This is a genomic window from Nocardia speluncae NBRC 108251 (genome assembly GCF_001613245.1).
Taxonomy (GTDB): Bacteria; Actinomycetota; Actinomycetes; order Mycobacteriales; family Mycobacteriaceae; genus Nocardia; species Nocardia speluncae.
Map to the genome: position 1 here is coordinate 554057 of NZ_BDBZ01000002.1, position 17570 is coordinate 571626.

Sequence of the window (17570 nt, forward strand, 5' to 3'; positions counted from 1 at the left end):
GATTCCGGCCGGTAGCTTCAGTGACCGCCGGTGAGTATCGGCGGACTCGCGGGGAAGGTGACAGGCAGCGAGACCAGGGCTCGATGGAACGGTCCCGGACGCCAGCGCAGTTCCGTACGCGGTACGGCGAGCCGCATTTCGGGGATCGCGTCCAGCAGTTGGTCGATAGCATCACGTACGACCATCAGCGCCACCGACTGGGCCGGGCAGCTGTGCGGGCCGATGCTGAACGCCAGATGCGACCGGTTGTGGGCGAGCCCGCCGGTATGGACCGCGGGATCGTTGTTACAGGCGCTCATACTGATCAGCACCGGTTGATGCGCCGGCAGCCAGATACCGTCGATCAGTATGGGCTGGCGCGGATAACTGATGCAGTAGTTCGCCATCGGCGGATCGTTGAACAGCACCTCGTCGAGTGCATCGCGGGTGGACAGGCTGCCATCGAGGACCGTTGCCGCGAAACGCTCATCGGTGAGCATCAGTAGCAAGGTATTCGCGATGAGGTTCTGCGGCGGCTCGGTACCGGCGCCATAGATCAGCGCCAGCTGCTGGCGGGTTTCCTCATCGCTGAGATGAACCGGATGCTGCACGAGGCGGCTGGTGATATCTTCGCCCGGTTGCAGGCGTTTCAGCCGGGCCAGCTCGAGCAGGGCGTCGGCCTGCGTCGCATTTCCCGCCACCGCGTCCACCGTGTCGAACATCGCCGCCAGTCCCTGTGCCGCCCGATGCCCGAGTTCGGGCGGGCAACCGAGTATCGCGTTGAGGGTGGCGAAGATGAGCGGGGACGCGTACTGGCCGACCACATCGCAGTAACCGTCCGCGCAGAACGAGTTGATCAGCGGGACCGAGATCTTCTCGATGATCGCGTGCAGTTCGTGCATATCGACACCACCGATCGCCGCCACCGCGGCCGATCGGTAGCGCGCCCGGTCGTGTCCCACGGTGCGCAGCGGGTTCGGGCGGTATTCCATCATCGGCAGCACCGGGCAGTCAGCCCGCACACCCTGCTGCCAGACGCGCGGGTCGGCCGGGAAATGCTCGGGATCGTGCAGGATTCGCACCGCGGTGTGATATCCGATCACCAAGGTGGCCGGAACGCCCGGCGCCAGTTCCACCGGAGCCAGCGAGCCGAAGCGTTCGCGCATCTCCCGGTAGATCTTATGCGGGTCGGCTGCGAAGTCCTCGGTATACAGGGGGATTCGCGGACCGGTGGTGTCGCCGGGAGATCCGTGGGAGAGCGGGACGCAGTCGATGGCGTCGTACCGGTCAGTTTTCGCTGTGGTCAAGACATCACACTCCGAGGTTCGAATGAATCGGCGAATAGTGCGGGTTCGCAGACCTATTCGCCGACCCATACCTCCCGTTCAGCGACGTCCGCGACGAGCCATCAGCAATGAAGTTGTGGGTCGTACGCTACCGGCCACAACGCCGGCGCACAGGCGAATGCTCGTGCTCATCGAAGAACTCTTCACCGTGCAACCGGCTCCCTACACGGGGTCCAGTACGACGTGGGCGCAACACAACCGGCACGGCGGCCAAAGCTCCCCTGATGCCAGACGAGCCGGTCGGCCGGGGCCGCCGGCTCGAGTTCCGGGAGAGCGTCGAGCAACTGGTCGATCGCCACCTCGACCACTGCGTACGCGGGCGACCGCGCCGGACAGCCGTGCGGCCGGCGCGACGAGCCGTCGGCATGATGAATCCGCCCTGCGCACGGCACCGGCATCAGGACAGGTACACGGGCAATTCCTGATGCCCGTTGGAAACAAAACTCACCACGGGTTTCAACTCGCCCGGCTCCACCGCCAACCGCATGTTCGGGAAACGCTCGAACAATGCGGGCAGCGCCAGTTCGCCCTCCATCCGGGCCAGCGGCGCGCCGATGCAATGGTGGGCGCCGTGCCCGAAGGCGATATGGTCTTTGACCGCGCGGGCCGCATCGAAGGTATCCGCGGAGGGGCCGTGCACTTTCGGGTCACGGCTGGCAGCCGCGTACGACGCGAGGATGGCTTCACCCTTACCGATACGCAGGCCCTCGATCTCGATATCCTCCACCGCGAAGCGCAGCGGCAGATGCGCGACAGGGGCCTGATAGCGCAGCGTCTCCTCCACCACATCCGACCAGCCGATTTCGCCGGCCAGCGCGGCGGCGCGCTGCTGCGGATGAGTAAGCAGTGCGACGATGGCCTGGTCGAGCAGGTTGACCGTCGTCTCGTGCCCCGCGTTGATGACCAGCATCAGCGTATCGATGATCTGATTCTCGGCGAGCTGCGAGCCGTCCTCGTCTCGGTTCGTGATCATCACGCTGGTGATGTCGTCCCCGGGGTTCGCCCGCCGGTAGGCAACGAGTTCGGCCACCAGCCCGTACATCTCGACATAGTTGGCCTGGGCCTCGTCCTGCCCGATGGTGGTGTCGAAATACCGGTCGACACAGACTCGCAGGCCGGGGCCCAGAGTATCCGGGACCCCGAGCAGTTCGGTGATCACCTGGATCGGCACCGGATAGGCGTAGCTCTCACGCAGGTCGACGACCTCACCGGCCGGGACAGCGGCCAGTTTGCCGAGGAGTTCGCCGACCAATGCCTCGACCCTGGGCCGCAGGCCTACGGTCCGGCGATGGGTGAACGCGGGCGATACCAATTTGCGCAGCCGCCGATGGTCGGCGCCGTAGGCGGTGAACATGTTCTCCACCGCGATCCACGGCAGCAACGGCCAGTCTTCGGTGATCTCGCCATTGGCGAACGCCGTCCAGTGCTGCCGCGGATCCTTCGACACCCTGGGGTCCGCCAGCAGGCTCTTCAGTACCGCCGCATCGGTGACTGCCCAAGCCGGGACCTCGCCGGGCAATTCCACCAATGCCGCCGGTCCCCGGGCACGCAACCGAGCGGATTCACCGACGACATCGGTGCCGGCCATATCCAGCACGAGGGTTTCGCGTTCCAACGAACGTTCTCCTTACACGGTGTTCAGGGGCGGCGCGGGCGGAAAGGAGACCGGCAACGCCGCCAGGGCACGGTGGAAAGGCCCCGGGCGCCAGCCGATTTCTTCGGACGGCACCGCCAGCTCCAGCTCCGGGAGCGCGTCCAGCAGCAGGTCGATCGCGCCCTGGACCACGACGAGCGCCGGAGACTTCGCCGGGCAGGTATGCGGACCGATACTCCAGGCCAGGTGGGACCGGTTACCGATATGGTCGCCGCCCCGGATGGCCGGATCGTTGTTACACGCGGACAGGCTGATCAGCACCGGCTGGTGGGCCGGTAGCCAGGTGTTCTCCACGAGAATCGGCTGACGTGGGTAGGTGGTGCAGAAATTCGCCATCGGCGGGTCGTTGAACAACACCTCGTCCAGCGCATCCCGGGTGGACAGACTGCCGCCGAGCATACTTCCGCCGAACCGCTCGTCGGTCATCATCAGCAGCAGGGTGTTGTTGATCAAGTTCTGCTGCGGTTCCACACCGGCGCCGTAGAAGCTGATCAGGTTCGACAGCAGCTCCTCGTCATCCAATTTCGCCGGATGGTGGACCAGCCGTGAGGTGACATCGCTACCCGGGTCGGAGCGCTTCTGGAAAATCAGTTCCATCAACGCTTCGCTCAGATGTTTCATCCCCCACTCGGCGTTGACCGTATCGAACAGCGCGGCCATCCCGTTGGCCACCCGCTCCCCCAGTTCCGGCGTACACCCGACCATCCGGTTGAGCACCTCGAAGACCAGCGGAAAGGCGTATTGCGTGACGAGATCAGCCTTTCCGGTTTCACAGAACGAGTTGATCAGTGGAACGGCAAGCCGCTCCACTGTCTGGTTCAACTCGTGCAGGTCGATCCCGTCGATCGCGTGCACATACGCCTGGCGATAGCGCAGATGCAGGTCACCACTGTTGCGGAGCGCATTCGGATACCACTCCATCATCGGCCGGACCGGCGAATCGGGCGGGATACTTGTCTGCCAGGTCCGCGGATCGGCCGGAAATCGATCGGGATCGTTGAGAATCCGGACCGCTGCCTCATACCCGATCACCAAAGTGGCCGGAACATCCGGAGCCAGGTCGATGGGAACCAGTGAACCGTACCGGCTACGCATAGCGACATAGGCGCGGTGCGGGTCGCCGGCGAACTCCTCGGTATAGAGACTGAATCGCGGGCCAACGCCTCCGGTGGGTTCTCCGCGGACAACCGGCGAACCGGCGAACGGAGGTTGTTGCTGCGGAACCGGAGAGTGCTGCGTGGTCAACGACGAGACTCCAATCGATGGAACAGATATTCGACGAGCGTGATCAGCCCCTGCAGGCAGGTACGCCGATCCCGGGCGTCGAGCGCGACGAGCGGAGTGTCTTCGGTCAGGTCCAGCGCTTCACGAATCTCCGACAGCGGAAAGCGACTCGATCCCTCGAACTCGTTCACGCCGACGGCGTAGGGCACACCACGCTCCTCCAACGTAGCGAGCACCTCATCGGCCTTCTCGATCCGCCGGGTGTCGACCAGCACCAGGGCACCCAGGGCGCCCTTGGCCAGTTCCTCCCACAGCGGGATGAACCGCTGCTGCCCCGGTGTGCCGAAGAGGTACAGCGCCAACTCGGGATTGAGTGTGATGCGGCCGAAATCCATCGCGACCGTCGTCGTTGTTTTCGACCCCAGTCCGCCCAGATCGTCGATCCCGACGCTGGCCTCGGTGATGGTCTCTTCGGTACGCAGCGGTTTGATTTCCGAAACACTGCTCACGAAGGTGGTTTTGCCGACGCCGAAATTTCCGGCGACCAGCAATTTCACCGACCGGGTCACCGTCTCCGCAACATAGTCGACCGCGCGGCCGTAATCCGCGGACCGATCAGGCCGGGAGAGCACGGAGCCCATTGAGTACCTCCTCGAGCAGGGCGATCTCCGGCATGATCTCCGCCGGGGTCGGGATATTCAGGTGTCCGCTGTCCAGCAGATCGGAGACGACGATCGTCACCACCGACGGCGGCAGGTCGAGATACGCGGCGACCTCCGCGATCGACAGGGCACCGCGAGCGCATACATCGACCACCCGGCGCGCGTCCGGAGTGGCGCCCGGCGCCGGGTCCGATACGGCGACGACAAGCGTCACCAGGCCCAGCTCGCGGGTCGGACGCGAGCGCCCGCCGGTCCGCACGTAGGCACGGACCAGGTCTGGGTCACGCCGCGACCGGCTCATTGCAGATCGCCGCCGTGTGCGCCTCTGCGGGGCTCACTACCGAGCTCGTGGCCCACCCGGCCGGCGAGCTCATTCATGCGATGCGCGATGAGACCCACATCGATATCGGTCATGGTCGCCACGCCGAGTAGTGCGCCCTCGCCGGCGGCGGTGATCATGATCATGCCCTGGTCGTATTCGGTCATGTTCTGCCGTACATCGTTTCCGGTGCTGCCGCAGAATTCCCCGAGCGCTTTGCCCAGCGAACGCAAGCCCGAGGCTGCGGCCGCGAACCGTTCGGCATCGTCTTTGGCGATGCCGGCAGAATGCGCGATACGGAGCCCGTCCTCGGAGAGCAGAACGGCGAATCGGACGCCGGGAACCTCGAGATCGTCCAGTAACCAGCCCAGTTTATTGGTGCTGTCTGATACCACTGTCCTCGGTGAACCCATCAGGATGTCATCCCTTCGGTGTTTTCGGATGCGGCGGCTCGGCCGCTCTTGGAGCCGCTCTGCCAGGCGGCGGCGATGTCGGGGCGAGCCTGCCCCTGTTCGGTCCTGGACTGCCCGGACAGACGATCGTTGATATCCGCAGGCACGGACGCCGCACGGCGCCGCCGCCTGGGCAGGCCACCGCTGGTGATGTCGTGCACGGTTGTCCGCTGTTCGGTGCCGGTGTCCTCGGCGGATTCGGCCGCCGAGGCCCACCCGCCGGGCACCGGCGCCTCGGCAGCCGCGGGTACCGCGGCGTGGGCGCCGGTCTCGGTGGCGGCATGCGCACCACCCCGAGCCGACATCGTGTTGCCGGCCAAGGCATTACCGTTACCACTCGATACCGAGGAGGCCTGGCCCCCGGGGACCGCGGCAAGCTCCCGGGGGGCCGAGCCACCGTTGGAGAGAGCGTTGTTGTCGTTATCGGCCTTTGGAGCAACCAGCAGTGCCTCCGGAATGTAGACCATGGCGCGCATACCGCCGTAGGCGTTGGGGCCGTCGATATAGACGGTGAACCCGTAGCGGCGAGCGAGGGCGGCGATGCCGGGGAAACCGACCTTGGGGGCCGGGCCCAGCTGATGGATATCGACCGTACGTTCGTTGGCCAGAACCTGGCGCGATTCCTCCATCTGCTCAGCGTTCATCCGCACGCCGGCGTCGTCGACGATCACGGTCACGCCGTGATGACCTTCCTGGAAGGTGACGTCGACGAACGAGGTGGGCGGCGAATAACGCAGGGCATTGTCGATGAGGGAGGCCAGGGTGTGCACCAGCGGTTCCACCGCACGGCTGATGACGACGCGGTCGAGCTGGGCAGGCCGCACGCGCAGATAGTCGCGCACACGGCCGGTCGCGCCGCCCACCACATCGGTGAGCGACTGGGCGGGCCACCGGCGGCCGGGCAGGCCACCACAAACGATCACATAGGACTGCGCCTGGCGGATCATCTGCTGCACGGTGTGATCGATACGGATGAGGGTCTCGTACACGCGGTCGTCACGGTGTTCACGCAGCGCGGCGCTCACCACCTGACTGACATCGGCGCCGAGGCTCACCACCGAGGTACCGAAGGAACGCACCGCCGCGCTGGTCGCCTCGCGCGCAAGAGATTCGGCGCGCTCGCGGCCGCTGTCGGCCTCGGTGCGGACGTTCTGCTCGGCGGTGGTGATCGCTGTGCGGGTTTGTTCTTCGGTTTCCCGGGTGACGGTTTCACGGGTTTCGGTCTGGACGGTGCGTAGATCTTCGGAAACCCGATCGAGGATCCAGCGCAGGCACTGCGCGAAGCGCGAGTTCTCGAGTCCCGGCGGTACTTCGGGACCGACGGCGGTCTGTTCGAACCGGCGTACGGATTCCGATAGCGCGGGCAGTGTGCTGGCAGCGAGATGTTCGAGAGCATCTTCGCGAACGGCCAACTCCCGCTCGAGTACGGAGAGGCGCTTCTGTTGTTCGCGCACGGCCCGAACGGCGTACCACGCCACGCCGAGCACCAGTAAGGTGGCGAGGATCCAGGGAAGCAGCACGGCGGTATTCAGATTCATCAGCTTTCTCGTCGTTGACGGGGCTCGAGGTGCGCCACGCGGTGCCGTGGCATGCCACGGCGCTTCGTCTCGCCTTCCTCGCGACGCCGACCATGTTCGCCCCTGGCCGGATGAGGTCCGCGCCGGGCACCAGCGGTTCGGTCGGTGACATATCCCTTAGTTACTTTCGGCTACTCGAAAGTAACTAAGGGACAAGTCATTCGGCCGCTCGCTGACCATCGGAACACATCCTCGATGGCCCGGAACCCGACGACTCGCTCACAGTAGCAGCATTGCCGTGAACTCTCTCAATAACGGTCGATAATCGATTGTCACCGATCCGTGATAGCGCCAGGGACCTCGTGGAATGCGGAAAGGTATTGCGCCGGTGAAGATCACGAACTCGATTCCTCCGCGACCACCCAGCGGGCTCGCACGTGCCGCAGCCCACATCACGCGACCGTCCCCTACCACCAGCGACGGAGACGAAACCGGACCGGTCGGTCGGCGATTGGCGACACGCGCCGAAAATTGATATTGGAGCCTCGGCCGAATCTTCCGGCCATACGACCGATACCGGAGCCGGCCGCACAGAAAACAATGGCGCCGCTCTGCACAATCCCCGCCCGCCCTACAGAACTCGGATGCGCGAATATGCCCGGGTTCCAGTAGCACACCGGCATTAACGCAAGGAAATGCGCCCGTTTCCGATCGACTCAGCAGCGGCCTACGCCAGCGGATGGCTTCCAACTGCCCGTCCGGACCAAATCGGGTATAGACCAATTTCGGGCGGCGACCGATCGGTCGCCGCCCGAATTCGGCGTCGCTGACGTTGCGCCGAGTCCGCCTAGACGGTGAAACCCAGCGCCCGCAACTGTTCCCGACCATCCTCGGTGATCTTGTCGGGACCCCACGGCGGAATCCAGACCCAGTTGATCTTCAGATCGTCGACCAGGCCGCTACGCACCAGCGCGTTGCGCGACTGGTCCTCGATGACATCGGTGAGCGGGCAGGCCGCGGAGGTCAGAGTCATATCGAGTACCGCGGTGCTCTCCTCGACCCGCAGGCCGTACACGAGGCCCAGATCCACGACATTGATACCGAGTTCGGGATCGACCACATCGCGCATCGCCTCCTCGAGATCAGCGAGCTGCGCGAGATCCTCGGCCGACAGCTCGACCTCGGCGGGTGCGGAATCCGTAGTGGATTCGGTGGCGGATGTTTCGGTCATGATGTTTCCCCGTTCCGTGCTCGGTCGGTCTCCGGCGTCGCGGCGGCCGGGACAACGGCATCGGCGGCACCGTCGATCCGGAGCACCGCATCTTTGAACGCCATCCAGCCCAAAAGCGCACATTTCACCCGGGCCGGATATTTGGCGACGCCGGCGAAGGCGATCCCGTCGCCGATAATGTCCTCGTCGCCCTCGACGGTACCCCGGCTGCCGATCATCTGGTTGAACGAGTCGACGACACCCAGCGCCTCGGTGACCGGCAAGCCGATCACCTGATCGGTGAGTACCGAAATCGACGCCTGGCTGATCGAACAGCCCTGTCCGTCGTAGGACACGTCGGCGACATCCCCGTCGTCGCCGAGATGCACCCGCAGGGTCACCTCGTCGCCGCAGGTCGGGTTCACATGGTGCACCTCGGCGCCGTACGGCTCCCGCAAGCCGCGATTGTGCGGGTGCTTGTAATGATCCAGGATCACTTCCTGGTACATCTGCTCCATACGCATGTTCTAGGCAACCCCGAAGAAGCTCTGAGCCTTCCGCACCGCGGCGACCAGTTTCTCCACCTCGTCCACGGTGTTGTACAACGCGAACGAGGCACGGGCAGTTGCGGCGATACCGAAGCGCCGGTGCAGCGGCCAGGCGCAGTGATGGCCGACCCGGATGGCCACACCCTCGTCGTCCAGGATCTGGCCCAGATCGTGTGCGTGGATACCGTCGGCGACGAAGGCCACCGCACCACCGCGATCGATGTTCTCGGTAGGCCCGACGATCCGGATACCCGGTACCCCGCCCAAGCCTTCCAGCGCGGCCTCGACCAGGGCATGCTCGTGCGCAGCGACCGCATCCATGCCGATATCCCGCAGATACCGCACAGCGGCCCCCAGCCCGATCACCTGAGAGGTCATCGGTACCCCGGCCTCGAACCGCTGCGGCGGCGGAGCATAGGTGGTCTCCTCCATGGTGACCGTTTCGATCATCGAGCCGCCGGTGATGAACGGCGGGGTCTCGGTGAGCAGCTCCCGTTTTCCGTACAGCACGCCCACCCCCGAGGGGCCGAGCATCTTGTGCCCGGAGAAGGCGGCGAAGTCCACGTCCAGGGCGTGGAGGTCGACCGGCGCGTGCGGTACCGACTGGCAGGCATCCAGCACCACCAGCGCCCCGACGGCCCGGGCCCGGCGCACCAGCTCGGCAACCGGCGCCACCGCCCCGGTGACATTGGATTGGTGGGTGAAGGCCACGACCTTGGTGGCCGGCGACAGCTCCAGCGACGACAGATCGATCCGGCCGTCCTCGGTCACGCCGTACCAGCGCAGGGTCGCGCCGGTACGCCGCGCCAGCTCCTGCCACGGCACGAGATTCGCGTGGTGTTCGAGTTCGGTGATCACGATCTCGTCACCGGGGCCCACGTGGTACGGGAACCGCGCATCGGCGAAGGAGTACGTCACCAGGTTCAGCGATTCGGTGGCGTTCTTGGTGAACACGATCTCGTCGGCTTCGGCACCGACGAAACCGGCGATCTCGGCGCGCGCCGCCTCGTAGGCGTCGGTTGCCTCCTCGGACAGCTGATGCGCACCCCGGTGTACCGCCGAATTGCTTTCGAGCAGGAAATCGCGTTCGGCGTCCAGCACCGCCAGCGGCCGCTGCGATGTGGCACCGGAATCCAGGTACACCAGCGGCTTACCATCCCGGACCGTACGGTTCAGGATCGGGAAGTCGGCCCGGATCCGGGCGACGTCGAAGGCGGGGAGGGTCGCTGTCATATCACGCTCCGGCGGTCGCGGTCTGAGTGAATTTCACATAACCGTTGGCGTCCAGTTCTTCGGCCAGTTCCGCGCCGCCCTCGGCGACGATACGGCCGCCCACGAAGACATGTACGAACTGCGGCTGGATATAACGCAGAATGCGGGTGTAGTGGGTGATCAGCAGAACCCCGCCGTTCTCCCGCTCCCGGTAACGGTTGACGCCCTCGGAGACGATGCGCAACGCATCCACGTCCAGACCCGAATCGGTTTCGTCGAGAATGGCGATCTTCGGCTTGAGCAGACCCAGCTGCAGGATCTCGTGCCGTTTCTTCTCACCGCCGGAGAAGCCCTCGTTCACACTGCGGTCGGCGAAGGCTGCGTCGATATCGAGTTCGTTCATCGACTCCTTCACCTCCTTCACCCAGTGCCGCAGCTTCGGCGCCTCGCCGCGCACCGAGGTGGCGGCGGTCCGCAAGAAGTTCGACATGGAGACCCCGGGAACCTCGACGGGGTACTGCATCGCCAGGAACAGGCCGGCGCGCGCCCGCTCATCCACCGACATCTCCAGCACGTCCTCACCGTCGAGGGTGATGGAGCCGCTGGTGACGGTGTACTTGGGATGCCCGGCGATCGCGTAGGACAGGGTCGACTTACCCGAACCGTTGGGCCCCATGATGGCGTGCGTCTCACCGGATTTCACGGTGAGGTTCACGCCCTTGAGGATCTTGACGGTATCGCCGTCCGGGGTGGCGACCTCGGCGTGCAGGTCCTTGATTTCCAGGGTGGTCATCGGTTTCTGAATTCCTTCGGTGGCTGTGGCTGGGTGGTCGGTCAGGCGCCGATGGCGGCGAGTTCGGCCTCGATGGCCGCCTCCAGCCGCTCGGCGACGTCGGGCACCCCGATCTTCTGGATGATCTCGTGGAAGAAACCGCGCACCACGAGGCGACGTGCGGCGTCCTCCGGAATACCGCGTGCCCGCAGATAGAACAGCTGTTCGTCGTCGAACCGGCCGGTCGCCGACGCGTGTCCGGCGCCGACGATCTCACCGGTTTCGATCTCCAGGTTCGGCACCGAATCGGCGCGCGCCCCGTCGGTGAGCACGAGATTGCGGTTGATCTCGAACGTGTCGGTGCCCTCGGCGGCGGCGCGGATCAGCACATCTCCGACCCACACCGTGCGGGCATCACCCTTACGCGAACCGGGGTCGCCCTGCAGGGCTCCCTTGTACAGCACATTCGATTTGCAGTGCGGTACGGCGTGATCGACCAGCAGACGCTGTTCGAAATGTTGTCCGGCGTCGGCGAAGTAGAGACCGAGCAGTTCGGCGTCGCCGCCCGGCCCGGCATAGCGCACGGTGCCGGTCAGCCGCACCAGATCACCGCCGAGCGTGACGGCGGTATGCCGCAGGACGGCGTCACGACCGAGGTTGGCATGGTGGGCGGTCGCGTGCACCACATCGTCGGCCCAATCCTGAACCGCGACGACGGTGAGTTTGGCACTGTCGCCGAGGACGAATTCGACGTTCTCGGCGTAGGTTCCACTGCCGCGCTGATCGATGACGACGGTCACGACGGCGAATTCGGCCAGCCGCACCTGCAGATGTCCGTAGGCGGTCTTACCCGCACCCGGGCCGGTGATCCGCACAACGACGGGGTCGGCGACCTCGGTTTCCCTGCCCACCGAGACGATCGTGGCCCGCTCGAATCCCGAGTACGCCTGGGCCGCGACCCGGTCCGCAGGGGTGCCGCCGGCGCCCAGCCGGGCATCGTCACGACCCACGGTCTCCACGGTGACGCCGGGAACGTCGGTCACCTCGACAGCGGCTTGCCCGTCCGCGGTGGCGGTGCCGTTGTGCAGTCCGCGCAGCCGGCGCAACGGGGTGAACCGCCACGCCTCGTCCTTACCGGAGGGGATCTCGAAGGCGTTCACATCGAAGGAGGTGAACACCTCGCCCTTGTTGATCGCCGGCGTGCGAGCCTCGGCGGCCTCGGCAACGTTTTCGACGGCCATCAGCCGACGGCTCCTTCCATCTGCAGTTCGATCAGGCGGTTGAGCTCGAGCGCGTACTCCATCGGGAGTTCCTTGGCGATGGGCTCGACGAATCCGCGGACCACCATCGCCATCGCCTCGTCCTCGGTGAGACCGCGGCTCATCAGGTAGAACAGCTGGTCTTCCGACACCTTCGACACGGTCGCCTCGTGGCCCATGGTCACGTCGTCCTCGCGGATATCGACGTACGGGTAGGTATCGGAGCGGCTCACGGTATCGACCAGCAGCGCATCGCATTTCACCGTCGACTTCGAGCCGTGCGCACCCTTGTTCACCTGGACCAGGCCGCGATAGGAGGCCCGGCCACCGCCGCGCGCCACCGACTTGGAGACGATGGTCGAGGAGGTGTGCGGAGCCAGGTGCACCATCTTGGCGCCCGTGTCCTGATGCTGCCCCTCACCGGCGAACGCCACCGAGAGCACTTCACCCTTGGCGTGCTCGCCGGTCATCCACACGGCCGGGTACTTCATGGTGACCTTGGAGCCGATATTGCCGTCGATCCACTCCATGGTGGCGCCGGCCTCGGCCTTGGCCCGCTTGGTGACCAGGTTGTAGACGTTGTTCGACCAGTTCTGGATGGTGGTGTAGCGGCAGCGGCCGCCCTTCTTCACGATGATCTCGACCACGGCCGAGTGCAGCGAATCCGATTTGTAGATCGGCGCGGTGCAGCCCTCGACGTAGTGCACGTAGGCGTCCTCGTCGACGATGATCAGCGTGCGCTCGAACTGCCCCATGTTCTCGGTGTTGATCCGGAAGTAGGCCTGCAACGGGATATCGACGTGCACACCCGGCGGGACGTAGATGAACGAACCACCCGACCACACCGCAGTGTTCAGCGCGGAGAATTTATTGTCTCCGGCCGGGATGACGGTGCCGAAGTACTCGCGGAAGATCTCGGGATGCTCCTTCAACGCCGTATCGGTGTCGAGGAAGATCACGCCCTGCTCCTCCAGATCCTCGCGGATCTGGTGGTAGACGACTTCGCTCTCGTACTGTGCGGCGACACCCGAGACCAGCCGCTGCTTCTCCGCCTCCGGGATGCCCAGCTTGTCGTAGGTGTTCTTGATGTCCTCGGGGAGATCTTCCCAGCTCTCGGCCTGTTTCTCGGTCGAGCGCACGAAGTATTTGATGTTGTCGAAATCGATACCGTCGAGGTTGGAACCCCAGTGCGGCATCGGCTTGCGATCGAAGATGCGCAGCGCCTTGAGCCGGTTCTCCAGCATCCAGGAGGATTCGCTCTTCTTGTCCGAGATATCGCGTACGACCTCCTCGGACAGCCCACGCTGCGCACTGGCGCCCGCCACGTCCGAGTCGGCCCAGCCGTAGCCGTAGTTGCCCAGTGAGGCGATGGCCTCCTCCTGGGTCAGCTGCGGCACCTGGTCGGTGGTGGTCGTCATTCGGCGCTCCTTCCGGAGTCGTTCGTAACGTCCGTTGCGGGCTGTGCAACGGTTGATGGTGAAGCGTTGTTCGGTCGGTGCCCGCCCGCCCGGTCCGGTAGGACGGTGAGCGGGACATGCGTTGTGCAGGCGCAATCGCCGTTGGCGATGGTTGCCAACCGCTGCACATGCGTGCCGAGCACCTCCCGGAATGCCTCGAGCTCGGCCTCGCAGAGCTCGGGGAATTCCTCGGCCACATGCGAGACAGGGCAGTGGTGCTGGCAGATCTGCACACCCGCACCCACCCGCCGGGTACTCGCGGCGAACCCGGCGTCCGACAACGCCGTGGCGATCTCGTCGGCCTTGGCCACCGTTTCGGACCGAACGGTATCGTCCCCTGCCGCGACGGGATCGGCCGACTGCCCCGTCCGCTGGGCGGGCAGCGGATCGATGCCGTCGACCAGGGTGCGTGCCCGTTTCCGGGCGAAGGCCGTAACGGCATCCTCGCCGCCGACCTCGCGCAGCTGCCGGATGGCCGCACCGGCGAGATCGTCGTACGCGTGCCCGAGCATGCTGCGCCCAGCGGCGGTGAGCTGATACTGCTTGGCCGGACGTCCGCGCCCCTTCTGCTGCCACGGCGCGGATCGGCCGGCCCGCGCCTGACCGGATTCGATGAGCGCATCCAGATGGCGCCGCACACCGGCCGGGGCAAGCCCCAGCGCGATACCGACCGCGGTCGCCGTGATCGGGCCCTCCTCGAGCAGCAGTTGAATGATCGCCGCCCGGGTCTGTCCTTCACCGCCGATCACGGGCGCGCCGACGGACCCGGTACCGGCCCGGTGACCAGCCCTTTCGTCCACATTCGGCAAACCCACAGTTTTCACAACATCAGTGTGGCGGAATTCGTTCCCGAAATCTAATAAGGGTGCCCTGACCAGTAGGGGCGTCACAGCGCCGCCCACTCCGGCCGGAAACCGGAAACCCCTGCTCCACCGAGAAAGTCCCGTTCACCTCGACCGCAACGAATATCTACAGTGATCTGCTTCACTCCCGCAGCAGCGCGGGCCGGATGCCGAACCGTCTCCCATCGGTTTGCTGTCGGGCTGCACAGGGCGAGCGCTCGGTCCTGAGAAGATACGTCCCGTGGTCGTACGCCGGCGCGACTCGGTGTCCCGCCGGGTGCCGAGCGCGAGATCACCCCACTACAACCTGGCCGCGCGGCCGATAACTGAGCGGTGTCCGGAGGCAGCACGAGGTGCGCCGGCAGCCCTCCCTGGCGACCCGGCCCCCTCGACCCGGCACACCGTGCACCGCGGCCAGGGGGCCACCGGAGACTCCGGCGAACTAGTCTCGGTGGCCGTGGCAGGACAGGCAGGCGCCCCGGGCGCATCGGCATCGCTCCGGCAGCGCGCGCTGCACCTGACGCGGCGCGCCCTCGGACTGGATGTCAAAGCCTCGGATCACACCATCGCCGTCCTGCACAGCGACGAATCCGAGGCACCCGGGCTCGATCGCCGCGAACTCCGGCAACTGGACCGAATCCGGCTGATGGGCGTCACCGGAACAGTGTTGATGGCGATCAGCGCCCTCGGTATCGGTGCGCAACCGGTGCACCAGAACCCCACATCCGGGATGCGGGTGCTGGGTATCTTCGCGCGGGCGCACACCGGATCACTTGCGATGTGCATGGTCGGTACGGTCACGGTCGTCCTGGCGTGGCTGCTACTGGGCAGATTCGCCATCGGCGGCCTCGGCAGCTCACCGCTGCGCCGGATCACCCGCCGCCAGCTGGACCGCACCCTGCTCGTCTGGATCATTCCGCTCTGCGTCGCACCACCCATGTTCAGCAACGATGTGTACTCGTATCTCGCGCAGAGCGAGATCACGGCCCGCGGGATCGATCCCTATGTGGAGGGTCCGGTCGCGGGCCTCGGCATCGACAATGTCCTCACCAACAATGTTCCGAACATCTGGCGCGAAACCCCGGCACCGTACGGTCCGCTGTTCCTGTGGATAGGTCACGGCATCGCCCAGATCACCGGTGACAATATCCTCGCCGGTGTCTGGGTACACCGGCTGCTGGCGCTGGCGGGAGTCGCGCTGATCGTCTGGGCGCTACCGCGGCTGTCGAGGCGCTGCGGGGTGGCGCCGGTGAGCGCCCTCTGGCTCGGAGTGGCCAACCCGCTCGTGCTCTTCCATCTCATCGGCGGTGTACACAACGACGCGCTGATGCTCGGCCTGATGCTGGCCGGGCTCGAACTCATGTTGCGGGCCATCCACGGTCTGCCGGGCGACGGAGGGCCGCCGCCGTTGGACGCTCGCGGCTGGGCGTTGCTGATCGGGGGCGCGGTCACGGTCAGCCTGTCCTCATCGGTCAAGATCACTTCGATTATCGTGCTCGGTTTCGCGGGGATGGCCCTCGCCAGGCGTTGGGGTCCGGGGATACGCCCGGTCATCAAAGCCGCGGCGCTACTCGGTGTTGTTGCCGCGCTGACAACGCTGGTGATCAGCACGGCGAGTGGTCTGGGATTCGGCTGGCTCGATACGGTCAGCGTGGCCAATGCGGTACGCAGCTGGATGTCGCTGCCGACGGCACTGGGGATCGTCACCGGTTTCGGCGGTGTCCTGCTCGGATTGGGCGATCACACCACGGCACTGCTGAGCATCACCCGGCCCATCGCCGGGGTCGTGGCGGGCTACATCACCGTGCGTATGCTCGTCGCGACCTGGACCGGCCGCATCCACCCGGTGGGTGCGCTGGGCGTATCGCTGGGCGCGATCGTGCTGCTGTTCCCGGTGGTCCAGCCGTGGTATCTGCTCTGGGCGATCGTGCCCATGGCGGCCTGGGCCACCCGGCCGGTGTTCCGGGTTCCGGCCATCGGCATCTCCGCGGTGGTCAGTGTGATCCTCATGCCGCGCGGCGCCGACCTCGAGGTTTTCCAGATCGTCGGGTCCGCGGTCGCGACGGTGATCGTATCCGTGCTTTTCATCGTGGTCACCCGAAATGCCCTGCCATGGCGCGGTCAGCAGGGGGTGTCGGCCCCGTCACAGCAGGCCGGGGCATACGGTGTGACCTCGTGACCGCTTCCCGTGTACCCGCCGTTCAGGTGGACCACGTCGCCAAACATTACGGCGAAACCGTCGCGGTGGACGGTATCGGTTTCACCGTCGAACCGGCGCAGGTATTCGCTCTGCTCGGGCCGAACGGGGCCGGTAAGACCACCACGGTGGAGATGTGCGAGGGCTTCGTGCGCCCGGACGCCGGCACGGTCCGCGTCCTGGGGCTCGATCCGCACACCGATTCCGAGCGGCTGCGGCCGCGGATCGGAGTGATGTTGCAGGGCGGCGGCGCATATCCCGGAGCCCGCGCCGGCGAGATGCTGGACCTTGTCGCTTCGTATTCGGCCGATCCGCTGGACCCCGATTGGCTGCTGGGCATACTGGGACTGTCCGATAGCCGGCGTACACCTTATCGGCGGCTCTCCGGCGGTCAGCAGCAGCGGCTTTCGCTCGCCTGTGCGCTGGTGGGCCGGCCCGAGATCGTCTTCCTGGACGAACCGACCGCGGGTATGGACGCCCAGGCCCGGATCATGGTGTGGGAGCTGATCGACGCACTCCGCCGCGATGGAGTCAGCGTGCTGCTCACCACCCACCTGATGGACGAGGCCGAAGAATTGGCCGACCACCTGGTGATCATCGACCACGGCCGGATCGTCGCCTCCGGCACACCCGCGGAGGTTACCGCGCACGGCGCGGCCGGGCAGTTGCGTTTCGCGGCACCGCCGCGGCTGGACCTGGAGCTGCTCCGGCGCGCTCTTCCGGAGGGGTTCGCACCCACCGAAACCAGTCCCGGCTCCTATCTGGTGGAGGGCGAGATCAACCCGCAGGTGCTGGCAACGGTGACCGCGTGGTGTGCCCGGGTCAACGTCCTTGCCACCGATATCCGGATCGACCAGCGCCGGCTGGAGGATGTTTTCCTGGAACTCACCGGACGGGATCTGCGCGCATGACGCAGTGGA

The 17570-nt window shown here is 65.8% G+C and carries 16 protein-coding genes; 2 read left to right on the top strand and 14 right to left on the bottom strand.

From position 1 onward, the window contains the following. Positions 1 to 17 precede the first annotated feature (17 nt). The 14 genes from NS6_RS05345 to NS6_RS05410 all read right to left on the bottom strand — a co-directional run bounded on the left by NS6_RS05345 (position 18) and on the right by NS6_RS05410 (position 14435). The gene (locus tag NS6_RS05345; RefSeq protein ID WP_210746608.1) at positions 18 to 1286 is read right to left on the bottom strand and encodes a cytochrome P450 family protein; all 1269 of its coding nucleotides are present in this window, start codon (positions 1284 to 1286) and stop codon (positions 18 to 20) included. A 436-nt stretch (positions 1287 to 1722) separates the two neighbouring features. Further along, positions 1723 to 2940, bottom strand: coding sequence for a cytochrome P450 family protein (locus NS6_RS05350; RefSeq protein WP_245669134.1), 1218 nt, complete (start codon positions 2938 to 2940; stop codon positions 1723 to 1725). A 12-nt stretch (positions 2941 to 2952) separates the two neighbouring features. Continuing rightward, on the bottom strand, positions 2953 to 4224 hold the full coding sequence (locus NS6_RS05355; protein WP_068037089.1) for a cytochrome P450: 1272 nt from the start codon (positions 4222 to 4224) through the stop codon (positions 2953 to 2955). Continuing rightward, positions 4221 to 4844, bottom strand: coding sequence for a GTP-binding protein (locus tag NS6_RS05360; RefSeq protein ID WP_068037092.1), 624 nt, complete (start codon positions 4842 to 4844; stop codon positions 4221 to 4223). Before NS6_RS05360 ends, NS6_RS05355 begins: the two co-directional genes overlap by 4 nt. Next, positions 4819 to 5166, bottom strand: coding sequence for a DUF742 domain-containing protein (locus tag NS6_RS05365; protein WP_033241677.1), 348 nt, complete (start codon positions 5164 to 5166; stop codon positions 4819 to 4821). The genes NS6_RS05360 and NS6_RS05365 overlap by 26 nt, the downstream gene beginning before the upstream one ends. Further along, entirely contained in the window at positions 5163 to 5597 is a 435-nt protein-coding gene (locus tag NS6_RS05370) for a roadblock/LC7 domain-containing protein (protein ID WP_051157625.1), read from the bottom strand. The genes NS6_RS05365 and NS6_RS05370 overlap by 4 nt, the downstream gene beginning before the upstream one ends. Next, on the bottom strand, positions 5597 to 7174 hold the full coding sequence (locus NS6_RS05375) for an ATP-binding protein (protein ID WP_068037095.1): 1578 nt from the start codon (positions 7172 to 7174) through the stop codon (positions 5597 to 5599). The genes NS6_RS05370 and NS6_RS05375 overlap by 1 nt, the downstream gene beginning before the upstream one ends. 826 nt (positions 7175 to 8000) lie before the next feature. After that, positions 8001 to 8384, bottom strand: coding sequence for a metal-sulfur cluster assembly factor (locus tag NS6_RS05380; RefSeq protein WP_068037098.1), 384 nt, complete (start codon positions 8382 to 8384; stop codon positions 8001 to 8003). Further along, positions 8381 to 8887, bottom strand: coding sequence for a Fe-S cluster assembly sulfur transfer protein SufU (gene sufU, locus NS6_RS05385; protein WP_068037101.1), 507 nt, complete (start codon positions 8885 to 8887; stop codon positions 8381 to 8383). The genes NS6_RS05380 and sufU overlap by 4 nt, the downstream gene beginning before the upstream one ends. Before the next feature lie 3 nt (positions 8888 to 8890). Further along, entirely contained in the window at positions 8891 to 10144 is a 1254-nt protein-coding gene (locus NS6_RS05390) for a cysteine desulfurase (RefSeq protein ID WP_068037104.1), read from the bottom strand. 1 nt (position 10145) lies between these two features. After that, positions 10146 to 10916: a Fe-S cluster assembly ATPase SufC gene (gene sufC / locus NS6_RS05395; protein ID WP_068037106.1), complete on the bottom strand. Its 771-nt coding sequence runs from the start codon at positions 10914 to 10916 to the stop codon at positions 10146 to 10148. A 41-nt stretch (positions 10917 to 10957) separates the two neighbouring features. Further along, positions 10958 to 12136 carry a Fe-S cluster assembly protein SufD gene (gene sufD / locus NS6_RS05400; RefSeq protein WP_068037109.1) on the bottom strand — a complete coding sequence of 393 codons (1179 nt, stop codon included), beginning with the start codon at positions 12134 to 12136 and terminating at the stop codon, positions 10958 to 10960. Then, the gene (gene sufB / locus NS6_RS05405) at positions 12136 to 13572 is read right to left on the bottom strand and encodes a Fe-S cluster assembly protein SufB (protein ID WP_068037112.1); all 1437 of its coding nucleotides are present in this window, start codon (positions 13570 to 13572) and stop codon (positions 12136 to 12138) included. The genes sufD and sufB overlap by 1 nt, the downstream gene beginning before the upstream one ends. Further along, on the bottom strand, positions 13569 to 14435 hold the full coding sequence (locus NS6_RS05410) for a helix-turn-helix transcriptional regulator (protein ID WP_174552561.1): 867 nt from the start codon (positions 14433 to 14435) through the stop codon (positions 13569 to 13571). Before NS6_RS05410 ends, sufB begins: the two co-directional genes overlap by 4 nt. Positions 14436 to 14910: 475 nt before the next feature. On the opposite strand from NS6_RS05410, the gene mptB reads away from it, so the two are divergent. Both mptB and NS6_RS05420 read left to right on the top strand, forming a co-directional pair. Continuing rightward, positions 14911 to 16632 (top strand): polyprenol phosphomannose-dependent alpha 1,6 mannosyltransferase MptB, encoded by a 1722-nt coding sequence (gene mptB, locus NS6_RS05415; protein WP_068038054.1) that lies wholly within the window; start codon positions 14911 to 14913, stop codon positions 16630 to 16632. After that, positions 16629 to 17561: an ABC transporter ATP-binding protein gene (locus tag NS6_RS05420; RefSeq protein WP_068037116.1), complete on the top strand. Its 933-nt coding sequence runs from the start codon at positions 16629 to 16631 to the stop codon at positions 17559 to 17561. The genes mptB and NS6_RS05420 overlap by 4 nt, the downstream gene beginning before the upstream one ends. Positions 17562 to 17570 lie beyond the last annotated feature (9 nt).